The 22,917-nt window shown below is 71.2% G+C and carries 20 protein-coding genes; 11 read left to right on the top strand and 9 right to left on the bottom strand.

Going from position 1 to position 22,917, the window contains the following annotated elements:
• Positions 1–56: 56 nt before the first annotated feature.
• From ptlF to fdxA, 10 genes are all read left to right on the top strand, one after another.
• Positions 57–908 (top strand): 1-deoxy-11-beta-hydroxypentalenate dehydrogenase, encoded by an 852-nt coding sequence (ptlF, locus tag AC07CM_RS00945; protein ID WP_478874166.1) that lies wholly within the window; start codon positions 57–59, stop codon positions 906–908.
• The gene (gene ptlE, locus AC07CM_RS00940; RefSeq protein ID WP_478874165.1) at positions 842–2,665 is read left to right on the top strand and encodes a neopentalenolactone/pentalenolactone D synthase; all 1,824 of its coding nucleotides are present in this window, start codon (positions 842–844) and stop codon (positions 2,663–2,665) included. The genes ptlF and ptlE overlap by 67 nt, the downstream gene beginning before the upstream one ends.
• A 61-nt stretch (positions 2,666–2,726) precedes the next feature.
• Entirely contained in the window at positions 2,727–3,644 is a 918-nt protein-coding gene (ptlD, locus tag AC07CM_RS00935; protein WP_478874164.1) for a neopentalenolactone/pentalenolactone F synthase, read from the top strand.
• Positions 3,641–4,654 (top strand): polyprenyl synthetase family protein, encoded by a 1,014-nt coding sequence (locus AC07CM_RS00930; protein WP_478874163.1) that lies wholly within the window; start codon positions 3,641–3,643, stop codon positions 4,652–4,654. Before ptlD ends, AC07CM_RS00930 begins: the two co-directional genes overlap by 4 nt.
• Positions 4,655–4,948: 294 nt before the next feature.
• Entirely contained in the window at positions 4,949–5,959 is a 1,011-nt protein-coding gene (gene ptlA, locus AC07CM_RS00925) for a pentalenene synthase (protein ID WP_478874162.1), read from the top strand.
• A 55-nt stretch (positions 5,960–6,014) separates the two neighbouring features.
• On the top strand, positions 6,015–7,412 hold the full coding sequence (gene ptlI / locus AC07CM_RS00920) for a pentalenene oxygenase (protein ID WP_478874161.1): 1,398 nt from the start codon (positions 6,015–6,017) through the stop codon (positions 7,410–7,412).
• The gene (ispH, locus tag AC07CM_RS00915; RefSeq protein ID WP_478874160.1) at positions 7,409–8,398 is read left to right on the top strand and encodes a 4-hydroxy-3-methylbut-2-enyl diphosphate reductase; all 990 of its coding nucleotides are present in this window, start codon (positions 7,409–7,411) and stop codon (positions 8,396–8,398) included. Before ptlI ends, ispH begins: the two co-directional genes overlap by 4 nt.
• A complete protein-coding gene (locus AC07CM_RS00910) occupies positions 8,395–10,248 on the top strand; it encodes a 1-deoxy-D-xylulose-5-phosphate synthase (protein WP_478874159.1) in 1,854 nt (617 codons plus the stop codon). The genes ispH and AC07CM_RS00910 overlap by 4 nt, the downstream gene beginning before the upstream one ends.
• A gap of 12 nt (positions 10,249–10,260) precedes the next feature.
• Positions 10,261–11,388: a flavodoxin-dependent (E)-4-hydroxy-3-methylbut-2-enyl-diphosphate synthase gene (gene ispG / locus AC07CM_RS00905; protein ID WP_478874158.1), complete on the top strand. Its 1,128-nt coding sequence runs from the start codon at positions 10,261–10,263 to the stop codon at positions 11,386–11,388.
• Positions 11,385–11,687, top strand: coding sequence for a ferredoxin (fdxA, locus tag AC07CM_RS00900; RefSeq protein ID WP_478874157.1), 303 nt, complete (start codon positions 11,385–11,387; stop codon positions 11,685–11,687). Before ispG ends, fdxA begins: the two co-directional genes overlap by 4 nt.
• Before the next feature lie 46 nt (positions 11,688–11,733).
• Here the strand turns inward: fdxA and AC07CM_RS00895 are convergent, their stop codons facing one another.
• Complete coding sequence (locus AC07CM_RS00895) at positions 11,734–12,228, bottom strand: NUDIX domain-containing protein (protein WP_478874156.1); 495 nt, start codon at positions 12,226–12,228, stop codon at positions 11,734–11,736.
• Positions 12,229–12,256: 28 nt separating this feature from the next.
• Positions 12,257–13,330 carry an ADP-ribosylglycohydrolase family protein gene (locus AC07CM_RS00890; RefSeq protein ID WP_478874155.1) on the bottom strand — a complete coding sequence of 358 codons (1,074 nt, stop codon included), beginning with the start codon at positions 13,328–13,330 and terminating at the stop codon, positions 12,257–12,259.
• Between the two features lie 165 nt (positions 13,331–13,495).
• On the opposite strand from AC07CM_RS00890, the gene AC07CM_RS00885 reads away from it, so the two are divergent.
• The gene (locus AC07CM_RS00885) at positions 13,496–14,632 is read left to right on the top strand and encodes a glycerate kinase (RefSeq protein WP_478874154.1); all 1,137 of its coding nucleotides are present in this window, start codon (positions 13,496–13,498) and stop codon (positions 14,630–14,632) included.
• A 232-nt stretch (positions 14,633–14,864) separates the two neighbouring features.
• Here AC07CM_RS00885 and pssA read toward each other — a convergent pair whose 3' ends face one another.
• From pssA to ccrA, 7 genes are all read right to left on the bottom strand, one after another.
• Positions 14,865–15,683: a CDP-diacylglycerol--serine O-phosphatidyltransferase gene (gene pssA / locus AC07CM_RS00880; protein ID WP_478874447.1), complete on the bottom strand. Its 819-nt coding sequence runs from the start codon at positions 15,681–15,683 to the stop codon at positions 14,865–14,867.
• Between the two features lie 22 nt (positions 15,684–15,705).
• The gene (locus AC07CM_RS00875) at positions 15,706–16,362 is read right to left on the bottom strand and encodes a phosphatidylserine decarboxylase (RefSeq protein ID WP_383026303.1); all 657 of its coding nucleotides are present in this window, start codon (positions 16,360–16,362) and stop codon (positions 15,706–15,708) included.
• 170 nt (positions 16,363–16,532) lie between these two features.
• The gene (locus AC07CM_RS00870; protein WP_123764036.1) at positions 16,533–17,738 is read right to left on the bottom strand and encodes an acyl-CoA dehydrogenase family protein; all 1,206 of its coding nucleotides are present in this window, start codon (positions 17,736–17,738) and stop codon (positions 16,533–16,535) included.
• Complete coding sequence (locus tag AC07CM_RS00865) at positions 17,738–18,265, bottom strand: MaoC family dehydratase (protein WP_478874153.1); 528 nt, start codon at positions 18,263–18,265, stop codon at positions 17,738–17,740. Before AC07CM_RS00865 ends, AC07CM_RS00870 begins: the two co-directional genes overlap by 1 nt.
• 5 nt (positions 18,266–18,270) lie before the next feature.
• Positions 18,271–19,230 carry an HpcH/HpaI aldolase/citrate lyase family protein gene (locus AC07CM_RS00860; RefSeq protein ID WP_478874152.1) on the bottom strand — a complete coding sequence of 320 codons (960 nt, stop codon included), beginning with the start codon at positions 19,228–19,230 and terminating at the stop codon, positions 18,271–18,273.
• Positions 19,227–21,254, bottom strand: coding sequence for a protein meaA (locus AC07CM_RS00855; protein ID WP_478874151.1), 2,028 nt, complete (start codon positions 21,252–21,254; stop codon positions 19,227–19,229). The genes AC07CM_RS00860 and AC07CM_RS00855 overlap by 4 nt, the downstream gene beginning before the upstream one ends.
• A gap of 9 nt (positions 21,255–21,263) precedes the next feature.
• The gene (ccrA, locus tag AC07CM_RS00850) at positions 21,264–22,601 is read right to left on the bottom strand and encodes a crotonyl-CoA carboxylase/reductase (protein WP_478874446.1); all 1,338 of its coding nucleotides are present in this window, start codon (positions 22,599–22,601) and stop codon (positions 21,264–21,266) included.
• Positions 22,602–22,917: the final 316 nt, after the last annotated feature.

Here is a 22,917-nt window from a genome sequence, read left to right as displayed (position 1 = left end):
GCAAGGACGCGGCCCGTGCACTGCCCGTCCCAGGAAGCGAGGAACGGACTACTCCCGTGCACTTACACCCCAGGACGGCCGTGGTCACCGGCGCGGCGAGCGGCATCGGTCTCGCCCTCACCGCCCGGCTCGCCCGGTCCGGAGTCAAGGTGGTCATGGCGGACATCGCGGGCGACGCCCTGCGCCGCCGGGCCGGTGAACTCGCCGCGCGCGGCGCGGACGTGCGCGCCGAGACCGTGGACCTCACCGACCCCGACGCGGTGGCGGCCCTCGCCGAGACGGCGTACGCCGCCCTCGGCGAGGTCGACGTGGTCTGCAACAACGCCGGTGTCGTCGGCCCCGTCGGAGAGCCGCTGTGGGCCGTGCCCCTGCCGCGGATGCGCGAGGTCTTCGAGGTCAACCACTGGGCGCACGTCCACGTCGCCCGCGCCTTCGTGCCGCGGCTGCTGGCCGCCGGGCGGCCGTCGCACCTGGTGCACACCGCCTCCATGTCGGCGTTCGTCGTGGGCAGCGGCAGCGCCGCCTACGCCGCCTCCAAGCACGCCGACCTGGCCGTCGCCCGCAGTCTGCGGGCCGACCTCGCCGGGACTCCCGTACGGGTCTCGGTGCTGTGCCCCGGCCGCGTCGACACACCGATGGTCCGCGGACTCGCCGCGCCGCGCGACGCGACCGGCGACACGACGGTCACCGCCGGCCTGGTCGCCGAGACCGTGTGGGACGCGCTGGGCACCGACCGCTTCTACCTCTTCACGAACGCCGACGCGCCCGCACGGTTGCGCGACCAGTTCGACGACGTACGGCGCCACCTGACCTCACCTGTCCACCCCACGCAGGAGACGTTGTGGAACGCTTCCGAACAGACGCCCCCGCAGGCGACGGGCCCGGCCCCGTCGACATCGAGACGGTGAGGACGAAGTACCGCGAGGAACGCGACAAGCGCCTGTGGGCGGGCGGCGGCCGGGTCTACCGGCCCGCACGCGGGGGGCTGTCCCGCTACGCGGCCGACCCCTGCACCGAACGGACCGACCGGGACCCCGTCACCGACGCGGTCGACGTGGCCGTCGTCGGTGCCGGCATCGGCGGCCTGGTGGTGGGCGCGCGGCTGCGCGAGACGTGCGGCTTCGAGCGGATCCGCCTGATCGACGCGGCCGGTGACGTCGGCGGCACCTGGTACTGGAACCGGTTCCCCGGCCTCAGGTGCGACGTCGAGAGCTACGTCTACATGCCGCTGCTCGAGGAACTGGGCACCGTCCCGACGGAGAAGTACGCGACCGGCGCCGAGATCCTCGCGCACTGCCGGGCAGTCGCCCGGCACTACGACCTCTACCGGGACGCCCTCCTGCAGACCTCGGTCACCGGACTGCGCTGGGACGAGGAGTCCTCGCACTGGGTGGTGCGCACCGACCGGGGCGACCACTTCCGGGCCCGGTACGTGTGCATGGCGATCGGCTCCCTGCACCGGCCCAAACTGCCCGCCGTCGAGGGGCTCGAGACCTTCCGGGGGCACTCCTTCCACGCCGCCCGCTGGGACTACGGGTACACCGGCGACGGAGTCCCGGGCAGCCTGGCGGCGCTGCGGGACAAGCGGGTCGGGATCGTCGGGACCGGCGCGACGGCGGTCCAGGTCGTCCCGCACCTGGCCGAGGCGGCCGGGCATCTGTACGTCTTCCAGCGCACCCCGCCCGCGGTGGGCGTACGGGCCAACCGGCGGACCGACGCGCAGTGGGCGCGGGGACTCCGGCCGGGCTGGCAACAGCGGCGCATGGACAACTTCCACGCGCTGACCGCCGGGGTACCGCAGGAGGAGGACCTGGTCGCGGACGGCTGGACGGAGATCACGGCCGGGCTCGCGGCGATCCTGCCGAAGTCCGCCGGGAGCAGTCCCGGGGACGCGGCCGGCGCCGTGGAGCGCGCCGACTTCCTCAAGATGGAGGAGTTGCGCGCGCGTGTCGACGCCGTGGTCCACGACCCGGACACCGCGGCCGCCCTGAAGCCGTACTACCGGCTGTTCTGCAAGCGGCCCTGTTTCCACGACGACTACCTGGAGGCCTTCAACCGGCCCGACGTCACCCTGGTGGACACCGAAGGGCGCGGCATCGAGCGGCTCACCGAGCACGCGGTGGTCGCGGCCGGCCGGGAGTACCCGGTGGACTGCCTGGTCTTCGCCTCCGGCTACGAGTCGGAGTACGCGGTGCCGTACACCACGCGGGCCGGCTACGAGGTCGTCGGCCGGGACGGGGTGCGGCTGTCGGACAAGTGGGCGGACGGGGCGCGAACGTTTCACGGCCTGATGGTGAATCGTTTCCCCAATCTCTTCGTCCTGTCCAAGGTCCAGTCGGGCCTGCACGTCAACGTGCCGTACATGCTGGGCGAGCAGAGCAGGCACGTGGCCCATGTCCTCAAGGCCGTCCAGGAACAGGGCCGGCAGGTCGTGGAGGTCTCCGCCACCGGCGAGAAGGAGTGGGTCGAGGAGATCCTCCGGCTCGCGAACCGCAACCTCGACTACGCCGAGTCCTGCACCCCGGGCCTGTTCAACAACGAGGGCCGCCCGAGCGAGCTGCACGTCCTCAACGGCAGCTACGGCGGCGGCTCGGTGGAGTTCGTGAACGTCCTGCGCACCTGGCGCGAGGCCGGTGACCTCGCCCATCTCGAACTGAGCGACTGACACACCCGTCCACGCGATCACGCAGCAACCGCGAAGCAACGACGAAGGGGGACGCAAGGCCATGGACGTCTCGCCGATACCAGGCTCCTCGGTCGGGGCCGTCGTGCACGGCGCCGACATCACCCCGGACCTCGACGACACCGCCGTCGAGCAGATCTGGGCCGCGCTCGACCGGCATCTGGTGCTGGTCTTCCGCGGCCACCGGGACCCCTCGAACGACGAACTGCTGGGCTTCGGACGCCGCTTCGGGTACATCCCCAAGACCGGCCTCACGACCGGCGCCAGCCCCGACCACAACGAGATCCTGATCATCTCCAACATCGTGGAGAACGGACGGAAGATCGGCGTCGGCGACGCCGGCTGGATGGACTGGCACACCGACTACTCCTTCCGGCCGCGGGTGTCCCGGATCGGCTTCCTGGCGGCCGTGGAACTGCCCGTCTCGGGCGGCGGACAGACCCTGTTCACCGACATGTACGGCGCCTACGACTCCCTGCCCGAGCAACTGCGCCACCGGCTGCACGCCTACCGGGCCCGGCACGCCCTGCGCTCCGGCTACGAGGAGACCATCGAGGAGAGCTACCAGGGCGAGGTCTCCATCGGGAGCCCCGACGGCGGCGGGCCGGCCGTCACGACGATCCTGCCCGAGGACGGCACCTCCACCGTCCACCCGCTGATCGCCCGCAACCCGCGCACCGGCCGCCACGCCGTCTACGTCAACTCGCTCAACACCAAGCGGGTCCTCGAACTGGATCCCACCGCCAGCAAGGAACTCCTCCAGGAACTGAGGGGCTTCGCCGGCGCGCCCGGTCTGACCTACGCCCACACCTGGGAACCCGGCGACATCGTCATGTGGGACCAGCTCGGCACCATCCACGCGAAGACGCCCTTCCACCCGGACGACCGGCGCATCCTGCGCAAGGTGGTGGCCATCTTCGACGATCCGACGGAGCCCTGGCGAGCGGAGGCCGCGGCGTGACCGTCACCCCCGCGAGCCTGCACCGCGGCCGGGACGCCACCGCACCCGCGCTGCGCACCGCCCTGGACCTGCTCGACCGCAAGACCCGCCACCAGGCCGCCTACCACCTCGGCTGGATCACCGCCGCGGGCGCGCCGACCGCTGCCGACGGCGGCAAGGCCGTACGCCCCGCGCTGGCCCTGCTGTCGGCCCAGGCGGTCGGCGCGCCGCCCGAGACCGCGCTGCCCGGAGCGGTCGCCGTCGAGCTGGTGCACAACTTCTCCCTGCTGCACGACGACCTCATGGACGGTGACGAGGAGCGCCGTCACCGCCGTACCGTCTGGGCGCTGTGGGGTGCCTCCAGCGCGATCCTCACCGGCGACGCGCTGCTGGCCCTCGCCCAGGAGGTGCTGCTCGACTGCGGGCTGCCCACCGCGGCGGCCGCGGCCGGCCTGCTCGCCCGCACCACCCGCCGCCTGATCCACGGTCAGGTCCAGGACATGGCCTTCGAACAGCGCCAGCACGTGACGGTCGAGGAGTGCCTGGAGATGGCCGCGGGCAAGACCGGCGCCCTGCTGTCGGCGAGCGCCGCGATCGGCGCACTGCTGGCCGGGGCTCCCGGGTCCGCCGTGGACGCCCTCGCGCTCTACGGCGACCAGGTCGGGCTCGCCTTCCAGCTCACCGACGACGTCCTCGGCATCTGGGGCGACCCGGCCACCACCGGCAAGTCCGTCCACTCCGACCTGCGCGCCCGCAAGAAGTCCCTCCCGGTCGCCCACGCGCTCAACCAGGGCGGCACGCTCGGCGTCGAGCTCGCCACCTGGCTGGCCGCGCCCGGCGAGCCGGACGAGACCGAACTGCGCCGCGCTGCCGACCTGATCGAGGCCGCGGGCGGCCGCGACTGGGCCCTGGCCGAGGCGGTCCGCCGGATGGCCCTGGGCGAGGCGGCGCTGCGCGGAGCCGGTCTGGACGCCGGCGTGCGCGACGAGTTGCTCGCCGTCGGGCGGTTCATCGTGCATCGCGAGGTGTGAGCGGTCCGCCCGGCCCTTGTCAGTGATCTTTCAGCACGGTCGAGGACCGTGAGGAACCAGGGCCGGGGCCCGTCGCCGGCCCCCGCGGGCGACGGCGCCACCGGACAGGCCCCGGCTCCGCGGGCAGCGTCGCCCCGGAGCCCGACCCCGGCCGTGGGCAGCGTCGCCCCCGGCCCGTTCCCCGTCCGCCCCCGCCGCAGGGCAGCGCCGCCCGGCCGCGTCCCACCGAGGGACGTGCCCCTCGCCGCCCCACGGCACCACCGATACCCCAGCGCCCCCACCAGGGAGATCAGCATGCCGCAGGACGTCGACTTCCGAATACCGCTGCCCGGCCGCCAGAGTCCCGACCACCGGCGCGCCGAGGCCCAGCAGCTCCAGTGGCCGCGCTCGCGCGGCCTCATCACCACCGAGGCCGCGGCCGAACGCCATCTGCGCGGCGCCTACGCCGACCTCGCCTCGCGCTTCTACCCGCACACCACCGGCGCCGACCTCGACCTCGGCGTCGACCTCATGTCGTGGTTCTTCCTCTTCGACGACCTCTTCGACGGACCGCGCGGCGAGGACCCGGAGGAGACCCGCAGGCTCACGGACGCGGTGGCGGCCGCCCTCGACGGCCCGCTGCCCGAGACCGCGCCGCCCATCGCGCACGGCTTCGCCGACATCTGGCGCCGCACCCGCGAGGGCATGTCGCCCTCCTGGTGCGCGCGCAGCGCCCGGCACTGGCGCAACTACTTCGCCGGATACGTCGACGAGGCCGCCAGCCGCTTCCACGACACCCCCTACGACTCCGCCGCCCAGTACCTCGCCGTACGCCGGCAGACCATCGGCGTCCAGCCCACCGTGGACATGGCCGAGAGCACCGGCCACTTCGAGGTGCCCCAGCGCGTCTTCGACAGCGCCGTGCTCTCCGCGATGCTGCAGATCGCCATCGACGTCAACCTGATGTTCAACGACATCGCCTCCCTGGAGAAGGAGGAGGCCCGGGGCGAGCTGAACAACCTGGTCTTCATCCTGCAGCGGGAACACGGCTGGCCGAAGAGCCGCAGCATCGGCCACCTGCAGGACGAGGTCCACGCACGCCTGTCCCAGTACCTCCTGCTGGAGACCTGCCTGCCCAAGGTGTGCGACATCTACGAACTCGACGCCGCCGAACGCGAGGCCGTGGAGCGGTACCGCAACGACGCCGTACGCACGGTGATCCGCGGCTCCCACGACTGGCACCGCTCCTCGGGCCGCTACGACGCCGAGTTCGCGGCCGCCGCCGGCGTCCAGGGCTACCTCGAGGAACTCGGCAGCACCCGCTAGCCCCCGGCACCCGGCCCCCACCACCCGAGCACCACCCACCTTTTGTGAGGTTGCGATGCCCCAGCAGACCTATGCCGCCGGGACGGCCCCCGGGGCGGTCCCGGTCGTCGGCCACGCCCTGCAGATGATGCGTCAGCCCGTGCGGTTCATGTCGTCGCTGTCCGCGCACGGCGACCTGGTGAAGATCAAGATCGGCCCGACCTCCGCCTACGTGCCCTGCCACCCGGGGCTGCTGCGCGACGTGCTGACCAACGACCGCACCTACGACAAGGGCGGCGTCTTCTACGACCGGGCCCGTGACATCGCCGGAAACGGCCTGGTCACCTGCCCGTTCAAGGACCACCGCCGGCAGCGGCGGCTGATGCAGTCCGCCTTCCAGCGCTCCCAGCTCAAGCGCTATGCCACCGCCATGCACGCCGAGATCGAGGCCACCTCCGAGCGCTGGCACGACGGCATGGTCGTCGACGCCTTCCAGGAGCTGTACGGCATGGCCCTGCGCACGGTGGCCCGCACCCTGTACTCCACGCCCGTCAGCAAGGAACTCGCCGACGGCGTCGAGCGCGCCTTCGACACCGTGCTCAACGGACTGTTCCGGCAGATGTTCCTGCCCCGCTCCCTGCGCCGCCTGCCCACCCCGGCCAACCGCCGCTACCGGCGCAACCTCGGCTACCTGCACGCCACCACCCAGCAGCTCATCGACGACTACCGCCGGGACGACGCCGAACACGACGACCTGCTGTCCGCCCTGCTCGCCTCGCGCGACGAGGACGGCGGCCGGCTCGACGACACCGAGATCCACGACCAGGTCATCACCGTGATGGCGGCCGGCACCGAGACCGTCGCCGGCACCCTCACGTGGATCTTCCACCTGCTCTCCCAGCACCCGGACATCGAGGCCGCGCTGTACGAGGAGATCGACAGCGTCCTCGGCGGCCGGGCACCCCAGTGGGACGACCTGCCCCAGCTGTCGCTCACCGACCGGATCATCAGCGAGACCCTACGGCTGCACCCGCCGGCCTGGCTGTTCACCCGGCTCACCGCGTCCGACACCGAACTCGCCGGACAGCACCTGCCCAAGGGGACCACCATCGTCTTCAGCCCCGCCGCGGTGGCACTGAACGAGGAGGCCTACCCCGACGAGCAGCGCTTCGACCCCGACCGCTGGCTCCCCGACCGCGTCTCCCCGCTCGCCCGTCAGGCGTTCATGCCGTTCGGCACCGGCGCCCGCAAATGCATCGGCGACCTGTACGCCCGCACCGAGGCCACCCTCGGACTCGCCACCATCCTCGGCAAGTGGCGCGTCACCTGCGAGCCGGACGCCGACGTCCGGCCCGTGCCACTGGCCACCGTCTACCACCCCCGCCGGCTGCGGCTGCGGATCAACGCCCGCACCGAACGCGCCGCCACCGCGGCGGTCGCCTTCCCCGGCTTCGGCGGAGGTGACGCCGCATGAGCGGAACCGGAAAGGTCGTCCTGGCCCAGCCGCGCGGCTTCTGCGCGGGCGTACGCCGGGCCATCGGCATCGTGGAGCGGGCCCTGGACCTGCACGGCGCACCGGTGTACGTGCGCAAGGAGATCGTGCACAACCACTACATCGTCTCCGAACTGGAGAAGCGCGGCGCGGTGTTCGTGGACAGCGAGGAGGACGTCCCGCACGGCGCGGTGTGCGTCTTCTCCGCCCACGGCGTCTCCCCGGCGGTCCGGGCCGGCGCGGACCGCCGGCACCTGGAGGTCATCGACGCCACCTGCCCGCTGGTGGCCAAGGTGCACCAGGAGGCCCTGCGCTTCGCCCGCGACGGCCGCACCATCCTGCTGGTCGGCCACGCCGGCCACGAGGAGGTCGACGGCGTCCTCGGCGAGGCACCCGAGCGGACCGTCGTGGTCGAGACCGTGGCGGACGTGGCCCGGCTCGACCTGCCCGGGGACACACCGGTCGCCTTCCTCACCCAGACCACCCTGTCCTTCGACGAGACCGCGAAGGTGGTCGAGGCGCTGCGCGCGCGGTTCAGCGACATCGTCGCCCCCGGCGGCGACGACATCTGCTACGCGAGCCAGAACCGGCAGAACGCCGTCAAGGACCTGGCACACCGTCACGACCTGGTCCTCGTCGTGGGATCCACGAACTCCAGCAACTCGCTGCGCATGGTCGAGGTCGCGCGCGAGCACGGCTGCCGGGCCCACCTCGTCCCCGACCGGGACCACCTGCGGGAGGACTGGCTGGACGGTGTGTCGAGCATCGGCGTCAGCGCCGGGGCCAGCGCGCCCGAGATCCTGGTCTGCGGGCTCCTCGACCGGCTCGCCGAACTCGGTCACGGGGAGGTCGAGTTGCAGCAGGCGATGCCCGAGGACGTGGTCTTCTCGATGCCGGCCCGGCTGGCCGACCCGGTCACCGGCCGGATCCCGCGCACACCGCTGGCGGACGAGGCGCGGGTGCGATGAACGCGACGGAGGAGACACGCGTGAAGGAGACGCGCGTGGAGGAGATCCAGGGGCCCGAGGACCTGCGGGCCATGTCACCCGACGAGGTACGGCGGCTCGTACCGCGGATCAGGCGGCTGCTGGTGGACACCGTCACCCGCACCGGTGGACACCTCGGCCCCAACCTCGGGGTCGTCGAACTGTCCATCGCCCTGCACCGCGTCTTCGAGTCCCCCCGGGACCGCATCCTGTGGGACACCGGCCACCAGTCCTACGTCCACAAGATCCTCACCGGCCGGGCCGGTGCCCTCGCCTCGCTCCGGCAGCGCGGCGGACTGTCCGGCTACCCCTCCCGGTCCGAGTCCCCGCACGACGTCATCGAGAACTCGCACGCCTCCACCGTGCTGTCGTGGGCGGCCGGCCTCGCCCGCGCCCACGGGATGCGCGCCCGCACGGACCGCTCCGTGGTGGCCGTCCTCGGGGACGGCGCGCTCACCGGAGGCATGGCCTGGGAGGCGCTGAACAACATCGCGACCGCCCCCGGCCACCCGGTGATCGTCGTGCTCAACGACAACACCCGCTCCTACGGCCCCACCACCGGCGGCATCGCCGAGCACCTGGCCGCCCTGCGCGTGGAGACCACACCGGACTGCCTGTTCGAGACCCTCGGACTGGCCTATCTGGGCCCCGTGGACGGACACGACATCACGGCCGTCGAGGAGGCCCTGCGCCGTGCACGCGACCTCGGCCGGTCCGTCGTCGTGCACTGCGTCACCGAGAAGGGCCGCGGCCACGAGCCCGCCGAACAGGACGAGAAGGACCGCCAGCACGCCGTACGACCCCTGCGCCCCGGCAGGCCGCGCGGTGACGGTTCACCCTCCTGGACCTCCGTCTTCGGCAGGGAGCTCGCCGAACTCGGCAGCGAGCGGCCCGACCTGGTGGCCCTCACCGCGGCCATGCTCCACCCGACCGGCCTGACCGAGTTCGCCGCCCGCCACCCGGAGCGCACCCTCGACGTGGGCATCGCCGAACAGCACGCGGTGACCGCCGCGGCGGGACTCGCACTGGGCGGGATGCACCCCGTGGTGGCGATCTACGCCACCTTCCTCAACCGTGCCTTCGACCAACTGCTCATGGACGCCGCCCTGCACCGCGCCCCCGTCACCCTCGTCCTGGACCGGGCCGGGGTCACCGGGGACGACGGCCCCTCGCACAACGGAATGTGGGACCTGTCCCTGCTCAACATGGTCCCCGGACTGCGGCTGGCCGCGCCCCGCGACGCCGCCACCCTGCGCCGCGCGCTGCGCGAGGCCGTCGCCGTCCACGACGGCCCCACCGCCCTGCGCTTCCCCAAGGGCACCACGGGACAGGACATCCAGGCCGTCGACTCCGTCGGCTGCGTCGACGTGCTCCGGCGGGGGGAGCGCGCGGACCTGCTCCTCGTCTCCGTCGGGGCCATGGCCGGCCTCTGCCTGGAGACCGCGTCCCTGCTCGCCCTGGAGGGGATCGGCGTCACCGTCGTCGACCCGCGCTGGATCAAGCCGGTGCCGCCGGCCCTGGTCGAACTGAGCCTCGGCCACCGCCTGGTCGCGACCGTCGAGGACAGCGGCCGCTCGGGCGGCGCCGGGGCCGCGGTGGCCCAGGCGCTCGGCGACGCCGGGGCGCCCGCTCCCGTCCGCACCTTCGGCCTGCCCCAGCGCTTCCTCACCCACGGCTCCCGGTCCCACGTCCTGGAGTCCGCCGGGCTCACCGCCCCCCGGATCGCCGACACCCTGGCGGCCGCGCTCATGTACAGCCGCGCGGCCGTGAGCCCCGCGCAACTGGCCGTACCGCACACGGCGGTTCCGCACACCGCCGTACCCCCACACTGAGGAGAACGAGCCATGTCCGTCCCGCTCGGGGTGCCCACCGTGCCGGCGCGCCTCGCTCCACGCCGCCGGAGCCGGCGGATCCAGGTAGGGTCCGTGGCCGTCGGCGGTGACGCGCCCGTCTCGGTCCAGTCCATGACCACGACCCCGACCGCCGACGTCGGGGCCACACTGCAGCAGATCGCGGAACTGACCGCGGCCGGCTGCCAGATCGTCCGGGTGGCCTGCCCCTCGCAGGACGACGCGGACGCGCTGCCGGCCATCGCCCGCAAGTCCCCGATCCCGGTCGTCGCCGACATCCACTTCCAGCCCCGCTACGTCTTCGCCGCCATCGACGCCGGCTGCGCGGGCGTCCGCGTCAACCCGGGCAACATCCGCCAGTTCGACGACAAGGTCAAGGAGATCGCCCGGGCGGCCGGGGACGCCGGGGTCCCCATCCGCATCGGGGTGAACGCCGGCTCCCTCGACAAGCGCCTGCTGGCCAAGTACGGCAAGGCCACTCCGCAGGCACTGGTGGAGTCCGCTCTGTGGGAGTGCTCCCTGTTCGAGGAGCACGGCTTCCGGGACCTGAAGATCTCCGTCAAGCACAACGACCCGGTGGTGATGGTCAGCGCCTACCGGCTGCTCGCCCAGCAGTGCGACTACCCCCTCCACCTGGGTGTCACCGAGGCCGGCCCCGCCTTCCAGGGAACGATCAAGTCGGCGGTCGCCTTCGGCGCCCTGCTGAGCGAGGGCATCGGCGACACCATCCGGGTGTCGCTGTCGGCCCCGCCCGCCGAGGAGGCCAAGGTCGGCATCCAGATCCTGGAGTCGCTGAACCTGAGGCAGCGCCGGCTGGAGATCGTCTCGTGCCCGTCCTGCGGGCGGGCCCAGGTCGACGTGTACAGGCTCGCCGACGAGGTGACCGCCGGCCTGCAGGGCATGGAGGTCCCGCTGCGCGTCGCCGTCATGGGGTGCGTGGTCAACGGACCGGGGGAGGCCCGGGAGGCCGACCTCGGCGTCGCCTCCGGCAACGGCAAGGGGCAGATCTTCGTCAAGGGCGAGGTCGTCAGGACCGTACCCGAGTCGAAGATCGTGGAGACGCTCATCGACGAGGCACTCAAGCTGGCCGAGCGGATGGAGAAGGAGAGCGAGCCGTCATGACCTACGTGATCGCCGAGCCCTGTGTCGACGTCAAGGACAAGGCGTGCATCGAGGAGTGCCCCGTCGACTGCATCTACGAGGGGCGACGCGCCCTGTACATCCACCCCGACGAATGCGTCGACTGCGGGGCCTGCGAGCCGGTCTGCCCGGTCGAGGCGATCTTCTACGAGGACGACACCCCGCAGGAGTGGGCCGGGTACCGGGCGGTCAACGCCGAGTTCTTCGACGACCTCGGGTCGCCCGGGGGCGCCGCCGCCCACGGGCTGATCGACCGCGACCACCGGGTCGTCGCCGGGTAGCCGGTCCGCACGGCGTGAACGGTGGCCCGACCGTCCGCGCGGGCGGTCAGGCCACCCGCTCGCCGTTCTCCAGCTCCACCGTGCCCGCGCCCTCCGCCAGGACGTCCAGCGCGGCCAGCACCCGGCGGCCGAGGGCGCCGGGCAGGTGGCCGGGGATCTCCTCGCGGGACACCAGACGCCAGGACAGCAGCTCCTCCTCCTGCAGCCGGATCGCCTTGAACTCGCTCTCGCCGAGCACACCGCCGTCGTACAGGTACGCCACCAGCGGCGGACGGCCCGGACCGTGCACCCAGTCCACCGCGAGCAGCCGGCCCAGGGTCCGGTCCAGGCCGATCTCCTCGAGCGTCTCGCGCCGCGCGCCCTGACGGGGCGTCTCGCCGTCGTCCGACTCGATGGTGCCACCGGGAAGGGCCCAGCCCTCACGGTAGTTGGGCTCGACGAGCAGCACGCGCCCCTCGGCGTCCCGGAAGAGCGCGGCGGCACCGGAGAGGACACGGGGCAGGCTCGCGATGTACGCGGCGAAGGCGTCTGTCGTGGTCATCCAGGAAGGGTAACCAGGCGCCACCGGGTTACGGGCCGGCCGCCGCCAGGCGCAGGGTGCGCTCGGCCAGCGCACTGATCCGCACCCCGTCGAAGCCGAACACCGCGCTCCGGACCGTGTCCTCCAGCGGGTCCTTCCACTGGGCGGGGATGGCCGCCGCGCCGGTGAGCACGCCGGCCACCGAGCCGGCCGTCGCCCCGTTGGAGTCGGTGTCCAGGCCGCCGCGCACGGTGAGGGCGATGGTGCGCGTGAAGTCGCCGTCGCCGTACAGCAGCCCGGCGGTGAGGACCGCCACGTTCGGGACGGTGTGGATCCAGCCGAGCCCGGCGGTCTCCTCGGACACCGTGGCCAGCGTCTCCTCCCAGGGCAGACGGGTCTCGTGCAGGGACGCCACCCGGCGCACGGTGCGGGCCAGCCGGCTGCTCGCCGGGATCACCGCGAGCGCCGTCTCCAGCGCCTCCCGCACGCCCCGTGCGGTGAAGGCGGCGGAGACCAGCGCGGCGGCGAACATGGCGCCGTAGACGCCGTTGCCGGTGTGCGAGAGCACCGCGTCCCGGCGTGCCAGGGCGGCGGCGCGCCGCGGGTCGCCCGGGCAGCTCCAGCCGTGGACGTCGGCGCGGATCAGCGCGCCGATCCACTCCTGGTACGGGTTGTCGTACGTCGCCGTCAGCGGCGGCTTCAGACCGTTCGCGAGGTTGCGGTACGCCGCCCGTTCCGCGGTGAAGGTCTGCAGGTACGGCAGTCTGAGCAGCCACAGGTCGCCGACCTGCTCGGTGCTGAACTCGAAGCCGTGGGTCTCCAGCAGGTGCAGGCCGAGGATCGCGTAGTCCACGTCGTCGTCCCGGCAGCTGCCGTGGATGCGGCCGCGCACGCACTGGCGCCACTCCGGGCGCAGTACGGCGCCGTCGGCCGCGTCGGCGGGCTCGGGCAGGTAGTCGGTGAGCGGCAGGGCCGCGGCCCGCCGCAGATAGCGGTCGATGCGCTCGCGGGTCCACACCTCGCCCTGCTCGACCGGTTTGCCGAGCATGTTGCCCGCGATCCGGCCGAGCCAGCCCCCGTGGATGCGGTCGGCGAGATCCGGCTCGGTGCCCTGGTCGGTCATGGCTGGGGTCTACCCGTTTTCCCCAGCCGCCTCCCAGCGGATTCCCAGGGTTCGGTCGGCGCATGACGGCGGGGGCGTCCTCCGGTTAAGGTCGCAGCGGCGCGACTGGCCCTGACCTGTGCGGGGCCCGGAGAGCAAGGGGAAGACAAGGTGGCGGACGCTGCAGTGAACGAGACCCGTCGGGTGCTCATCGCCGCGGACAAGTTCAAGGGCTCGTTGACGGCCGTACAGGTCGCCGAACGGGTGACGGCCGGACTGCGCCGGGTCGTGCCGGGCCTCGAGGTCGAGGCGCTGCCCGTGGCCGACGGAGGCGACGGCACCGTGGACGCGGCGGTCGCGGCCGGTTTCGAGCGGCGGGAGATCCGCGTCGCCGGGCCGCTGGGCCAGGAGGTGACGGCCGCGTTCGCGCTGCGCGGTGACACCGCGGTCGTGGAGATGGCCGAGGCGAGCGGCCTGCAGCGGCTGCCGGCCGGCGTCTTCGCGCCCCTGACCGCCTCGACGTACGGTTCCGGGGAGCTGCTGCGCGCCGCGCTGGACGCGGGCGCGCGGACCATCGTGTTCGGTGTCGGCGGCAGCGCCACGACGGACGGGGGCGCCGGCATGCTGTCCGCGCTGGGTGCCCGGTTCCTGGATGCGGACGGGGAGCCGGTGCCGCCGGGCGGCGGCGGTCTCGCCGACCTGGCGCGGGCGGACCTGTCCGGCCTCGATCCGCGTCTGTCCTCGGTGGAGCTGGTGCTCGCGAGCGACGTCGACAACCCGCTGACCGGACCGAAGGGCGCGCCCGCGGTCTACGGCCCGCAGAAGGGGGCCTCCCCGGACGACGTGGCGATCCTGGACGCGGCCCTCGCCCACTTCGCGAAGGTCCTGGAGACGGCCGTGGGGCCGCGTGCCGCCGAGTACGCGGCGGCGCCGGGCGCGGGGGCCGCCGGCGGTATCGGGTACGGCGCGCTCCTGCTGGGCGCCCGCTTCCGGGCCGGTATCGAGGTCATGCTGGACGTGCTGGGCTTCGGGCCGGCGCTGGAGCGGGCCTCGCTGGTGATCACCGGCGAGGGGTCGCTGGACGAGCAGACGTTGCACGGGAAGGCGCCGGCGGGTGTTGCCGCCGCCGCTCGGGCCGCGGGCAAGGAGGTCGTCGCGGTGTGCGGGCGGCTGGCCCTGTCCGAGGACGCGCTGCGGCGGGCGGGCATCTCCCGTGCCTACCCGCTGACGTCCGTCGACCCCGACGTCACCAAGTGCATCGCGGAAGCGGGCCCGATCCTGGAACGAGTCGCCACCCAGCTCGCGAAGGACGCCTTGACCTGAGCCCCGGGGGGTCCCGGGAGGGCCCCCGGGGGCTCCGCCCCCAGACCCCCCTGGCCCACCCACCCGTCTCGGTCGGCTGAATGGGTGCCCCATCGGCTCACCGAGTCGGGTGGTGGGTGGGCATAGGCCGGGGGTCTGGGGGCGGAGCCCCGGGACGGCACGACAGCGAAGGGCCCCGAACCGACATCCGGTCCGGGGCCCTCGCACAAGCGCCGCTACGGCAACCGTGCTGCTACGGCAACTGCGTCGCCCTCGCCTCACGGCGATTGTCGCGGAAGTTGTTCACCCGCCGAGCCGTCGCGAACAGCGGGATCACCGCGCCCATGACCAGCTGCAGGGCGCAGCCCGTCTGGAGCAGCAGCTGACCGCTCGGCGCGTCGAACGCCCAGGCCGCCAGCAGCCCCATGGACAGGACGATCCAGGTGAGCATCGCGCCGGCGAGCCGGCCCCGCGGCTTCGGGTACTCCACACGGCTCACCATCAGCCACGCGGTGCCCAGAATCGCCAGCAGGGTCGCCACGAAGGGCAGCTCCAGCAGCACGATCGAGACGACCGTCAGCGCGCCGAACGGCGAGGGCATGCCCTGGAACATGCCGTCCTTCATGGTCACGCAGGAGAAGCGCGCCAGGCGGAGCACGACGGCCAGGAGCACCACGATTGCCCCGAGCGCCGCCACCCTCTGGTGCGCGTCGTCCGCGACCATGCCGTAGACGAGGACGAAGTACGCGGGGGCGAGGCCGAAGCTGATCAGGTCGGACAGGTTGTCCAGCTCCGCGCCCATCGGGGAGGAGCGCAGCTTGCGGGCCACCAGGCCGTCGAACAGGTCGAAGACCGCCGCGCAGAGCATCAGGATGACCGCCGTGGCCGCGCTGTGGCGGGCCATGCCGGACTCCTGGCTGCCGGTGAGGTGCGGGATCAGGATGCCGGTGGTGGTGAAGTACACCGCCATGAAGCCGCACGTGGCGTTGCCGAGCGTGAGGGTGTCCGCTATCGACAGGCGGAGAGAGAGGGGCATCTCCTCCTCTTCGTCCACCTCGTCGGCCTCGGGCACCCAGCCCGCCTGGGTCTCCGGATCAATCACGGTCAATGCGAGTCACCCCAGCCACGGTCTTCTGGCCGACCTCGACCGCGACCTCCACGCCCTCGGGGAGGTAGAGGTCGACACGCGAGCCGAAGCGGATCAGACCGATACGGTCGCCCTGCTCGACCTTCGTGCCCTCGGGGATGTAGGGCACGATGCGGCGGGCCACCGCGCCGGCGATCTGGATCATCTCGATGTCGCCGAGTTCGGTGTCGAAATGCCAGACTACGCGCTCGTTGTTCTCGCTCTCCTTGTTGAAAGCGGGGACGAAGCCGCCGGGGATGTGCTCGACGGACGTCACCGTGCCCGCGAGGGGCGCCCGGTTGACGTGGACGTTGAGCGGGCTCATGAAGATCGCGACGCGGGTGCGGCCGTCCTTCCAGGGCATGATGCTCTGCACCACACCGTCGGCGGGCGAGATGACCCGGCCCGGGGCGATCTCGCGCTCGGGGTCGCGGAAGAACCACAGCATGCCCGCCGCGAGCGCGGTGGCGGGCACGGCGACGGCCTTGGCGACGCCCGAGCGGCGGGCGCGGGCCAGGCTGAGGGCTGCGGTGGCGACGGTCGGGAGAAGCCACGGCGATGCTCCGCGCGCGAGGCGTGCGCCTACCAGGCTGTCGCGGTGTGCAGAGGTTTGGCTGTGGGGCATGGATGACCTTCGTAGCGGATGATGCCGCGCTCTGACGGGGGACGGCGGCTTTCCCGGGATCGTACCGGTCGCAGGCCACAACTGGGCAAGCCAGTCAGCCGAGTCGGCGGCCGAACACCGCCTACGGGGTGTGATCTTCTTCTCGAAGAAAACACCCCGTAACCGGACAATCAGCCCTGGAACCGATACTCTTCGAGCAGCCTGCGGCCGATGATCATTTTCTGGATCTCGGCGGTACCTTCACCGATCAGCAGCATCGGGGCCTCCCGGTAGAGGCGCTCGATCTCGTACTCCTTGGAGAAGCCGTAGCCGCCGTGGATCCGGAAGGCATCCTCCACGACCTCCTTGCAGTACTCGGAGGCGAGGTACTTCGCCATCCCTGCTTCGAGGTCGTTTCGTTCGCCGGAGTCCTTTTTGCGTGCCGCGTTGACCATCATGGCATGCGCGGCCTCGACCTTGGTGGCCATCTCGGCCAGCTTGAACTGGATGGCCTGGTGCTGGGCGATCGGCTTGCCGAAAGTGTGCCGCTGCTGGGCGTACTGGACACCCAGTTCGAACGCACGCTGAGCGACGCCGCAGCCACGCGCCGCCACGTTGACGCGGCCGACCTCGACTCCGTCCATCATTTGGTAAAAACCTCGGCCGGTGACGCCGCCGAGCACCCGATCGGCCGGAAGGCGCAGGCCGTCCATGATCAGCTCGGTGGTGTCGACGCCCTTGTAGCCCATCTTGTCGATCTTGCCCGGGATCGTGAGGCCGGGGCGGACCTCGCCGAAGCCGGGCTCCTTCTCGATCAGGAAGGTCGTCATCGACTTGTGCGGCGCCGTGCCCTCGGGGTGTCCTTCGTCACTTCGGACGAGAACGGCCACCAGGGACGACGTACCGCCGTTCGTCAGCCACATCTTCTGGCCGTTCAGGACGTACTCGTCGCCGTCCTTCACCGCCTTGGACGTGATCGCCGACACATCGGAGCCGAGGCCCGGCTCCGACATCGAGAAGGCGCCCCGGATGTCGCCGGCCGCCATCCTCGGCAGGAAGTGGTCCTTCTGTTCCTGCGTGCCGTGCTGCTTGAGCATGTACGCGACGATGAAGTGCGTGTTGATGATGCCGGACACCGACATCCAGCCACGGGCGATCTCCTCGACGCACAGCGCGTAGGTGAGGAGCGACTCGCCCAGGCCTCCGTACTCCTCGGGGATCATCAGACCGAACAGGCCGAGCTCCTTCAGGCCGTCCACGATCTGCTGCGGATACTCGTCGCGGTGCTCCAGCTCGGTGGCGACCGGAATGATCTCCTTGTCGACAAAGTCCCGAACCGTGGAGAGGATCTCCTGCTGGATGTCGGTCAGACCGGCGGTCTGGGCGAGGCGCGCCATTACTTCTCCGTCTTCTTTTCCGCAGGTGCGGTCAGCTCCGGGCGGCCCGGCTGCTCGCCGCCGCGCTCCTTGATGTACGTCTCGGTGGGCACCATGACCTTGCGGCGGAAGACGCACACCAGGGTGCCGTCCTGCTTGTAGCCCTTGGTCTCGACGTAGACGATCCCGCGGTCGTTCTTCGACTTCGACGGCCACTTGTCGAGCACGGTCGTCTGGCCGTAGATCGTGTCGCCGTGGAAGGTCGGCGCCACGTGCTTGAGCGACTCGATCTCCAGGTTGGCGATCGCCTTGCCGGAGACGTCCGGCACGGACATGCCGAGCAGGAGCGAGTAGATGTAGTTGCCCACCACGACGTTCTTGCCGAAGTCGGTCGTCTTCTCGGCGTAGTTGACGTCCATGTGGAGCGGGTGGTGGTTCATGGTGAGGAGACAGAACAGGTGGTCGTCGTACTCCGTGACCGTCTTGCCCGGCCAGTGCTTGTACGTCGCCCCGACCTCGAACTCCTCGTAGGTGCGTCCGAACTGCATCGCGCTCAGGCCTCCGGGATCTCGAACTTCGACGTGCGCTGCATGCCGGCGGCGCGGCCCTTGCCGGAGATGACCAGGGCCATCTTGCGGCTGGCCTCGTCGATCATCTCGTCGCCGAGCATCGCGGAGCCCTTCTTGCCGCCCGCCTCGGACGTGTAGTAGTCGTACGCGTCCAGGATCAGCTCGGCGTGGTCGTAGTCCTCCTGGGAGGGCGAGAAGATCTCGTTGGCCGCCTCGACCTGGCCCGGGTGCAGCACCCACTTGCCGTCGAAGCCGAGCGCGGCGGCGCGCTGGGCGACCTCGCGGTAGCCCTCGACGTTGCGGATCTGCAGGTAGGGGCCGTCGATCGCCTGGAGGTTGTTGGCGCGGGCGGCCATCAGGATCTTCATCAGGATGTAGTGGTAGGCGTCCGCCGGGTACCCGGGCGGCTGCTCACCCACCACCAGCGACTTCATGTTGATGGAGGCCATGAAGTCGGCCGGGCCGAAGATGATCGTCTCGACGCGCGGGGAGGCCTGCGCGATCTCGTTGACGTTGTTCAGGCCCTGGGCGTTCTCGATCTGCGCCTCGATGCCGATCTTGCCGACCTCGAAGCCCATGGTCTTCTCGATCTGGGTCAGCAGGAGGTCGAGGGCGACGACCTGCTGGGCGGTCTGCACCTTGGGCAGCATGATGCAGTCGAGGTTCTGGCCGGCACCCTCGACCACCGTGACGACGTCCCGGTACGTCCACTCGGTCGTCCAGTCGTTGACGCGCACGACCCGCGTCTTGCCCGTCCAGTCGCCCTCGTTCAGGAACTTGACGATGGTGTGGCGCGCCTCGGGCTTGGCGAGCGGCGCGCACGCGTCCTCCAGGTCCAGGAAGACCTGGTCGGCGGGGAGGCCCTGGGCCTTCTCCAGGAAGCGGGGGTTGCTTCCCGGGACCGCCAGGCAGGAGCGGCGCGGGCGAAGGCGGTTGACGGTCATGCGGGGACCTCCAGGGGGTCGAGCTTGTTCGCTTTCCGGATCTCGTCGACGATGCGGCCGATGATTCCGGTGATGTCGAAGTCCTTCGGGGTGAACACCGCGGCCACACCGGCGGCCCTGAGCTGTTCGGCGTCACCGTTCGGGATGATGCCACCTGCGATCACGGGTATATCTGTGGCACCGGCCACACGCAGCCGCTGGAGTACGTCCGGCACCAGCTGGGCGTGCGAACCGGAGAGGATGGACAGGCCGACCGCGTGCACGTCCTCGGCGAGGGCCGCGTCCACGATCTGCTCCGGCGTCAGCCGGATGCCCTGGTAGACCACCTCGAAGCCGGCGTCACGGGCACGCACCGCGATCTGCTCGGCGCCGTTGGAGTGACCGTCGAGGCCGGGCTTGCCGACCAGGAAGCGCAGCTTGCCGACGCCCAGCTCGCGGGCGGTGGCGTCCACCTTGGCGCGGACCTCGCCGAGCGCCGAGCCGGCCTCGGCGGTGACGGCCACGGGAGCGGAGGAGACCCCGGTCGGCGCCCGGAACTCGCCGAACACCTCGCGCAGGGCCCCGGCCCACTCGCCGGTCGTGACCCCGGCGCGGGCGCACTCCAGGGTCGCCTCCATCAGGTTGTCGGTGCCCTTGGCGGCCTCCTTCAGCCGGTCCAGCGCCTTGCAGGGGCGCGGGTGGTTGAAGGGCGGCTGGTAGCGGGTGTCCCGCCAGCGCTGGAGCGACTCGATGACACGGGCCTCGACCGCCGGGTCGACCGTCTGGATCGCCGTGTCGAGGTCGGCCGTCAGCGGGTTCGGCTCGGTCGTCTCGAAGATGTTGACGCCGACGATCTTCTCCTGGCCGGACTCGATCCGGGCCCGCCGCTCGGCGTGCGAGGAGACCAGCTGCGCCTTGAGGTAGCCGGACTCGACGGCGGCCATCGCGCCGCCCATCTCCTGGATCCGGTCGATCTCGGCGAGGCACTCCTCGACCAGCGAGTTGACCTTCGCCTCGATGACGTGCGAGCCCTCGAAGATGTCCTCGTACTCCAGCAGGTCGCTCTCGTGCGCGAGAACCTGCTGGATGCGCAGCGACCACTGCTGGTCCCAGGGGCGGGGGAGGCCGAGGGCCTCGTTCCAGGCCGGGAGCTGCACGGCACGCGCGCGTGCGTCCTTGGAGAGGGTCACGGCCAGCATCTCCAGCACGATCCGCTGGACGTTGTTCTCCGGCTGCGCCTCGGTCAGGCCCAGGGAGTTGACCTGGACGCCGTACCGGAACCGGCGCTGCTTGGGGTTCTCGATGCCGTACCGCTCGCGGGTGACCTTGTCCCAGATGCGGCCGAACGCCCGCATCTTGCACATCTCCTCGACGAAGCGGACGCCCGCGTTGACGAAGAAGGAGATGCGGGCGACCACGTCACCCATCCGCTCCTGCGGCACCTGGCCGCTGTCCCGGACGGCGTCGAGGACGGCGATCGCGGTGGACATCGCGTACGCGATCTCCTGCACCGGCGTGGCCCCGGCCTCCTGCAGGTGGTAGCTGCAGATGTTGATCGGGTTCCACTTCGGGATGTGGGAGACCGTGTACGCGATCATGTCCGTCGTCAGCCGGAGCGACGGCCCCGGCGGGAACACATGGGTGCCCCGGGACAGGTACTCCTTGACGATGTCGTTCTGGGTCGTGCCCTGGAGCTTGGTGATGTCAGCGCCCTGCTCCTCGGCGACGACCTGGTAGAGCGCCAGCAGCCACATGGCGGTGGCGTTGATCGTCATCGAGGTGTTCATCTGCTCCAGGGGGATGTCCTGGAACAGCCGGCGCATGTCACCGAGGTGCGCGACGGGCACGCCGACCCGGCCGACCTCGCCGCGGGCGAGGATGTGGTCGGAGTCGTAGCCGGTCTGCGTCGGCAGGTCGAACGCCACCGACAGACCGGTCTGGCCCTTGGCGAGGTTGCGCCGGTACAGCTCGTTGGACGCCTCGGCCGTGGAGTGGCCGGCGTACGTCCGCATCAGCCACGGACGGTCCTTCTGACGCTCTGTCATCTAAGGCCCTCAGATGTTCCGGAAGCGGTTGATGGCGTCGATGTGCTTGGCGCGCATCTCCTCGTCGCGCACGCCCAGGCCTTCCTCGGGGGCCAGGCACAGCACGCCGACCTTGCCCTGGTGCAGGTTGCGGTGGACGTCGTAGGCCGCCTGGCCGGTGTCCTCGAGGGAGTAGACCTTCGACAGGGTCGGGTGGATCTTGCCCTTGGCGATGAGGCGGTTGGCCTCCCAGGCCTCGCGGTAGTTGGCGAAGTGCGAGCCGATGATCCGCTTCAGCGACATCCACAGGTAGCGGTTGTCGTACTCGTGCATGTAGCCCGAGGTCGAGGCGCAGGTGGTGATGGTGCCGCCCTTGCGGGTGACGAAGACCGAGGCGCCGAAGGTCTCGCGGCCCGGGTGCTCGAAGACGATGTCGATGTCCTCGCCGCCGGTGAGCTCGCGGATGCGCTTGCCGAAGCGCTTCCACTCCTTCGGGTCCTGGGTGTGCTCGTCCTTCCAGAACTTGTAGCCCTCGGCGTTGCGGTCGATGATCGCCTCGGCGCCCATGGACCGGCAGATGTCGGCCTTCTGGTCGCTGGAGACGACACAGATCGGGTTGGCGCCGCCGGCCAGCGCGAACTGCGTGGCGTAGGAGCCGAGTCCGCCGCTCGCGCCCCAGATGAGGACGTTGTCGCCCTGCTTCATGCCGGCGCCGTTGCGGGACACCAGCTGCCGGTACGCGGTGGAGTTGACCAGGCCGGGGGCGGCGGCCTCCTCCCAGCTCAGGTGGTCCGGCTTCGGCATCAGCTGGTTGGACTTGACGAGCGCGATCTCGGCGAGGCCGCCGAAGTTGGTCTCGAAGCCCCAGATGCGCTGCTCCGGGTCGAGCATCGTGTCGTTGTGCCCGTCGGAGGACTCCAGTTCGACGGACAGGCAGTGGGCGACGACCTCGTCGCCCGGCTTCCAGGCGTTGACGCCCGGGCCGGTGCGCAGGACGACGCCCGCGAGGTCGGAGCCGATGATGTGGTACGGCAGGTCGTGTCGCTTGGTCAGCTCGCTGACCCGGCCGTAGCGCTCCAGGAACCCGAACGTGGACAGCGGCTCGAAGATCGAGGTCCACACCGAGTTGTAGTTGACCGAGGAGGCCATGACGGCCACCAGGGCCTCGCCCGGGCCCAGCTCGGGCACGGGGACCTCGTCCAGGTGGATCGACTTGCGCGGGTCCTTGTCACGGGTCTGCAGGCCCGCGAACATCTCCGTCTCGTCCTTGTGCACGGTGATCGCGCGGTACGACTCGGGGAGGGGCAGGGCGGCGTAGTCGGCGGACGTGGCGTCCTTCGACTGGATCGCGTCCAGGATGTCCTTCACGGTCACGGTGTTGCCTCCGGCGGTGAGCGCCCTGAGGGAGGGGCGCTGGGGGATCGTCGGTGCTGCGAGTGCTGCTGAGGGTTTTTTTGAGTGATGCCGTCGGTTCGGCGGGTGGTGCTTCGGCAGCGCTTTGTGGCGCGGGAGGTTGCCTGTGACGCAGGCGTCCGGGCGCGCAGGCCGTCGGCTTGCGGGGACAGCCGACGCGCGAATGGTCTCTGCGCGCCGGCCGCCCGGACCCCTTCAACGTATGACACCGCGTGTCAGGTGACAAGGCACTGAGTGCCAGAAGTTGCTCTCAGATGAAATCTTTACGTAA

This window comes from Streptomyces sp. NPDC044061 (genome assembly GCF_056434305.1).
The sequence above is the reverse complement of the archived record's forward strand: the minus strand, read 5'-3'. Positions and strand labels throughout refer to the sequence as shown.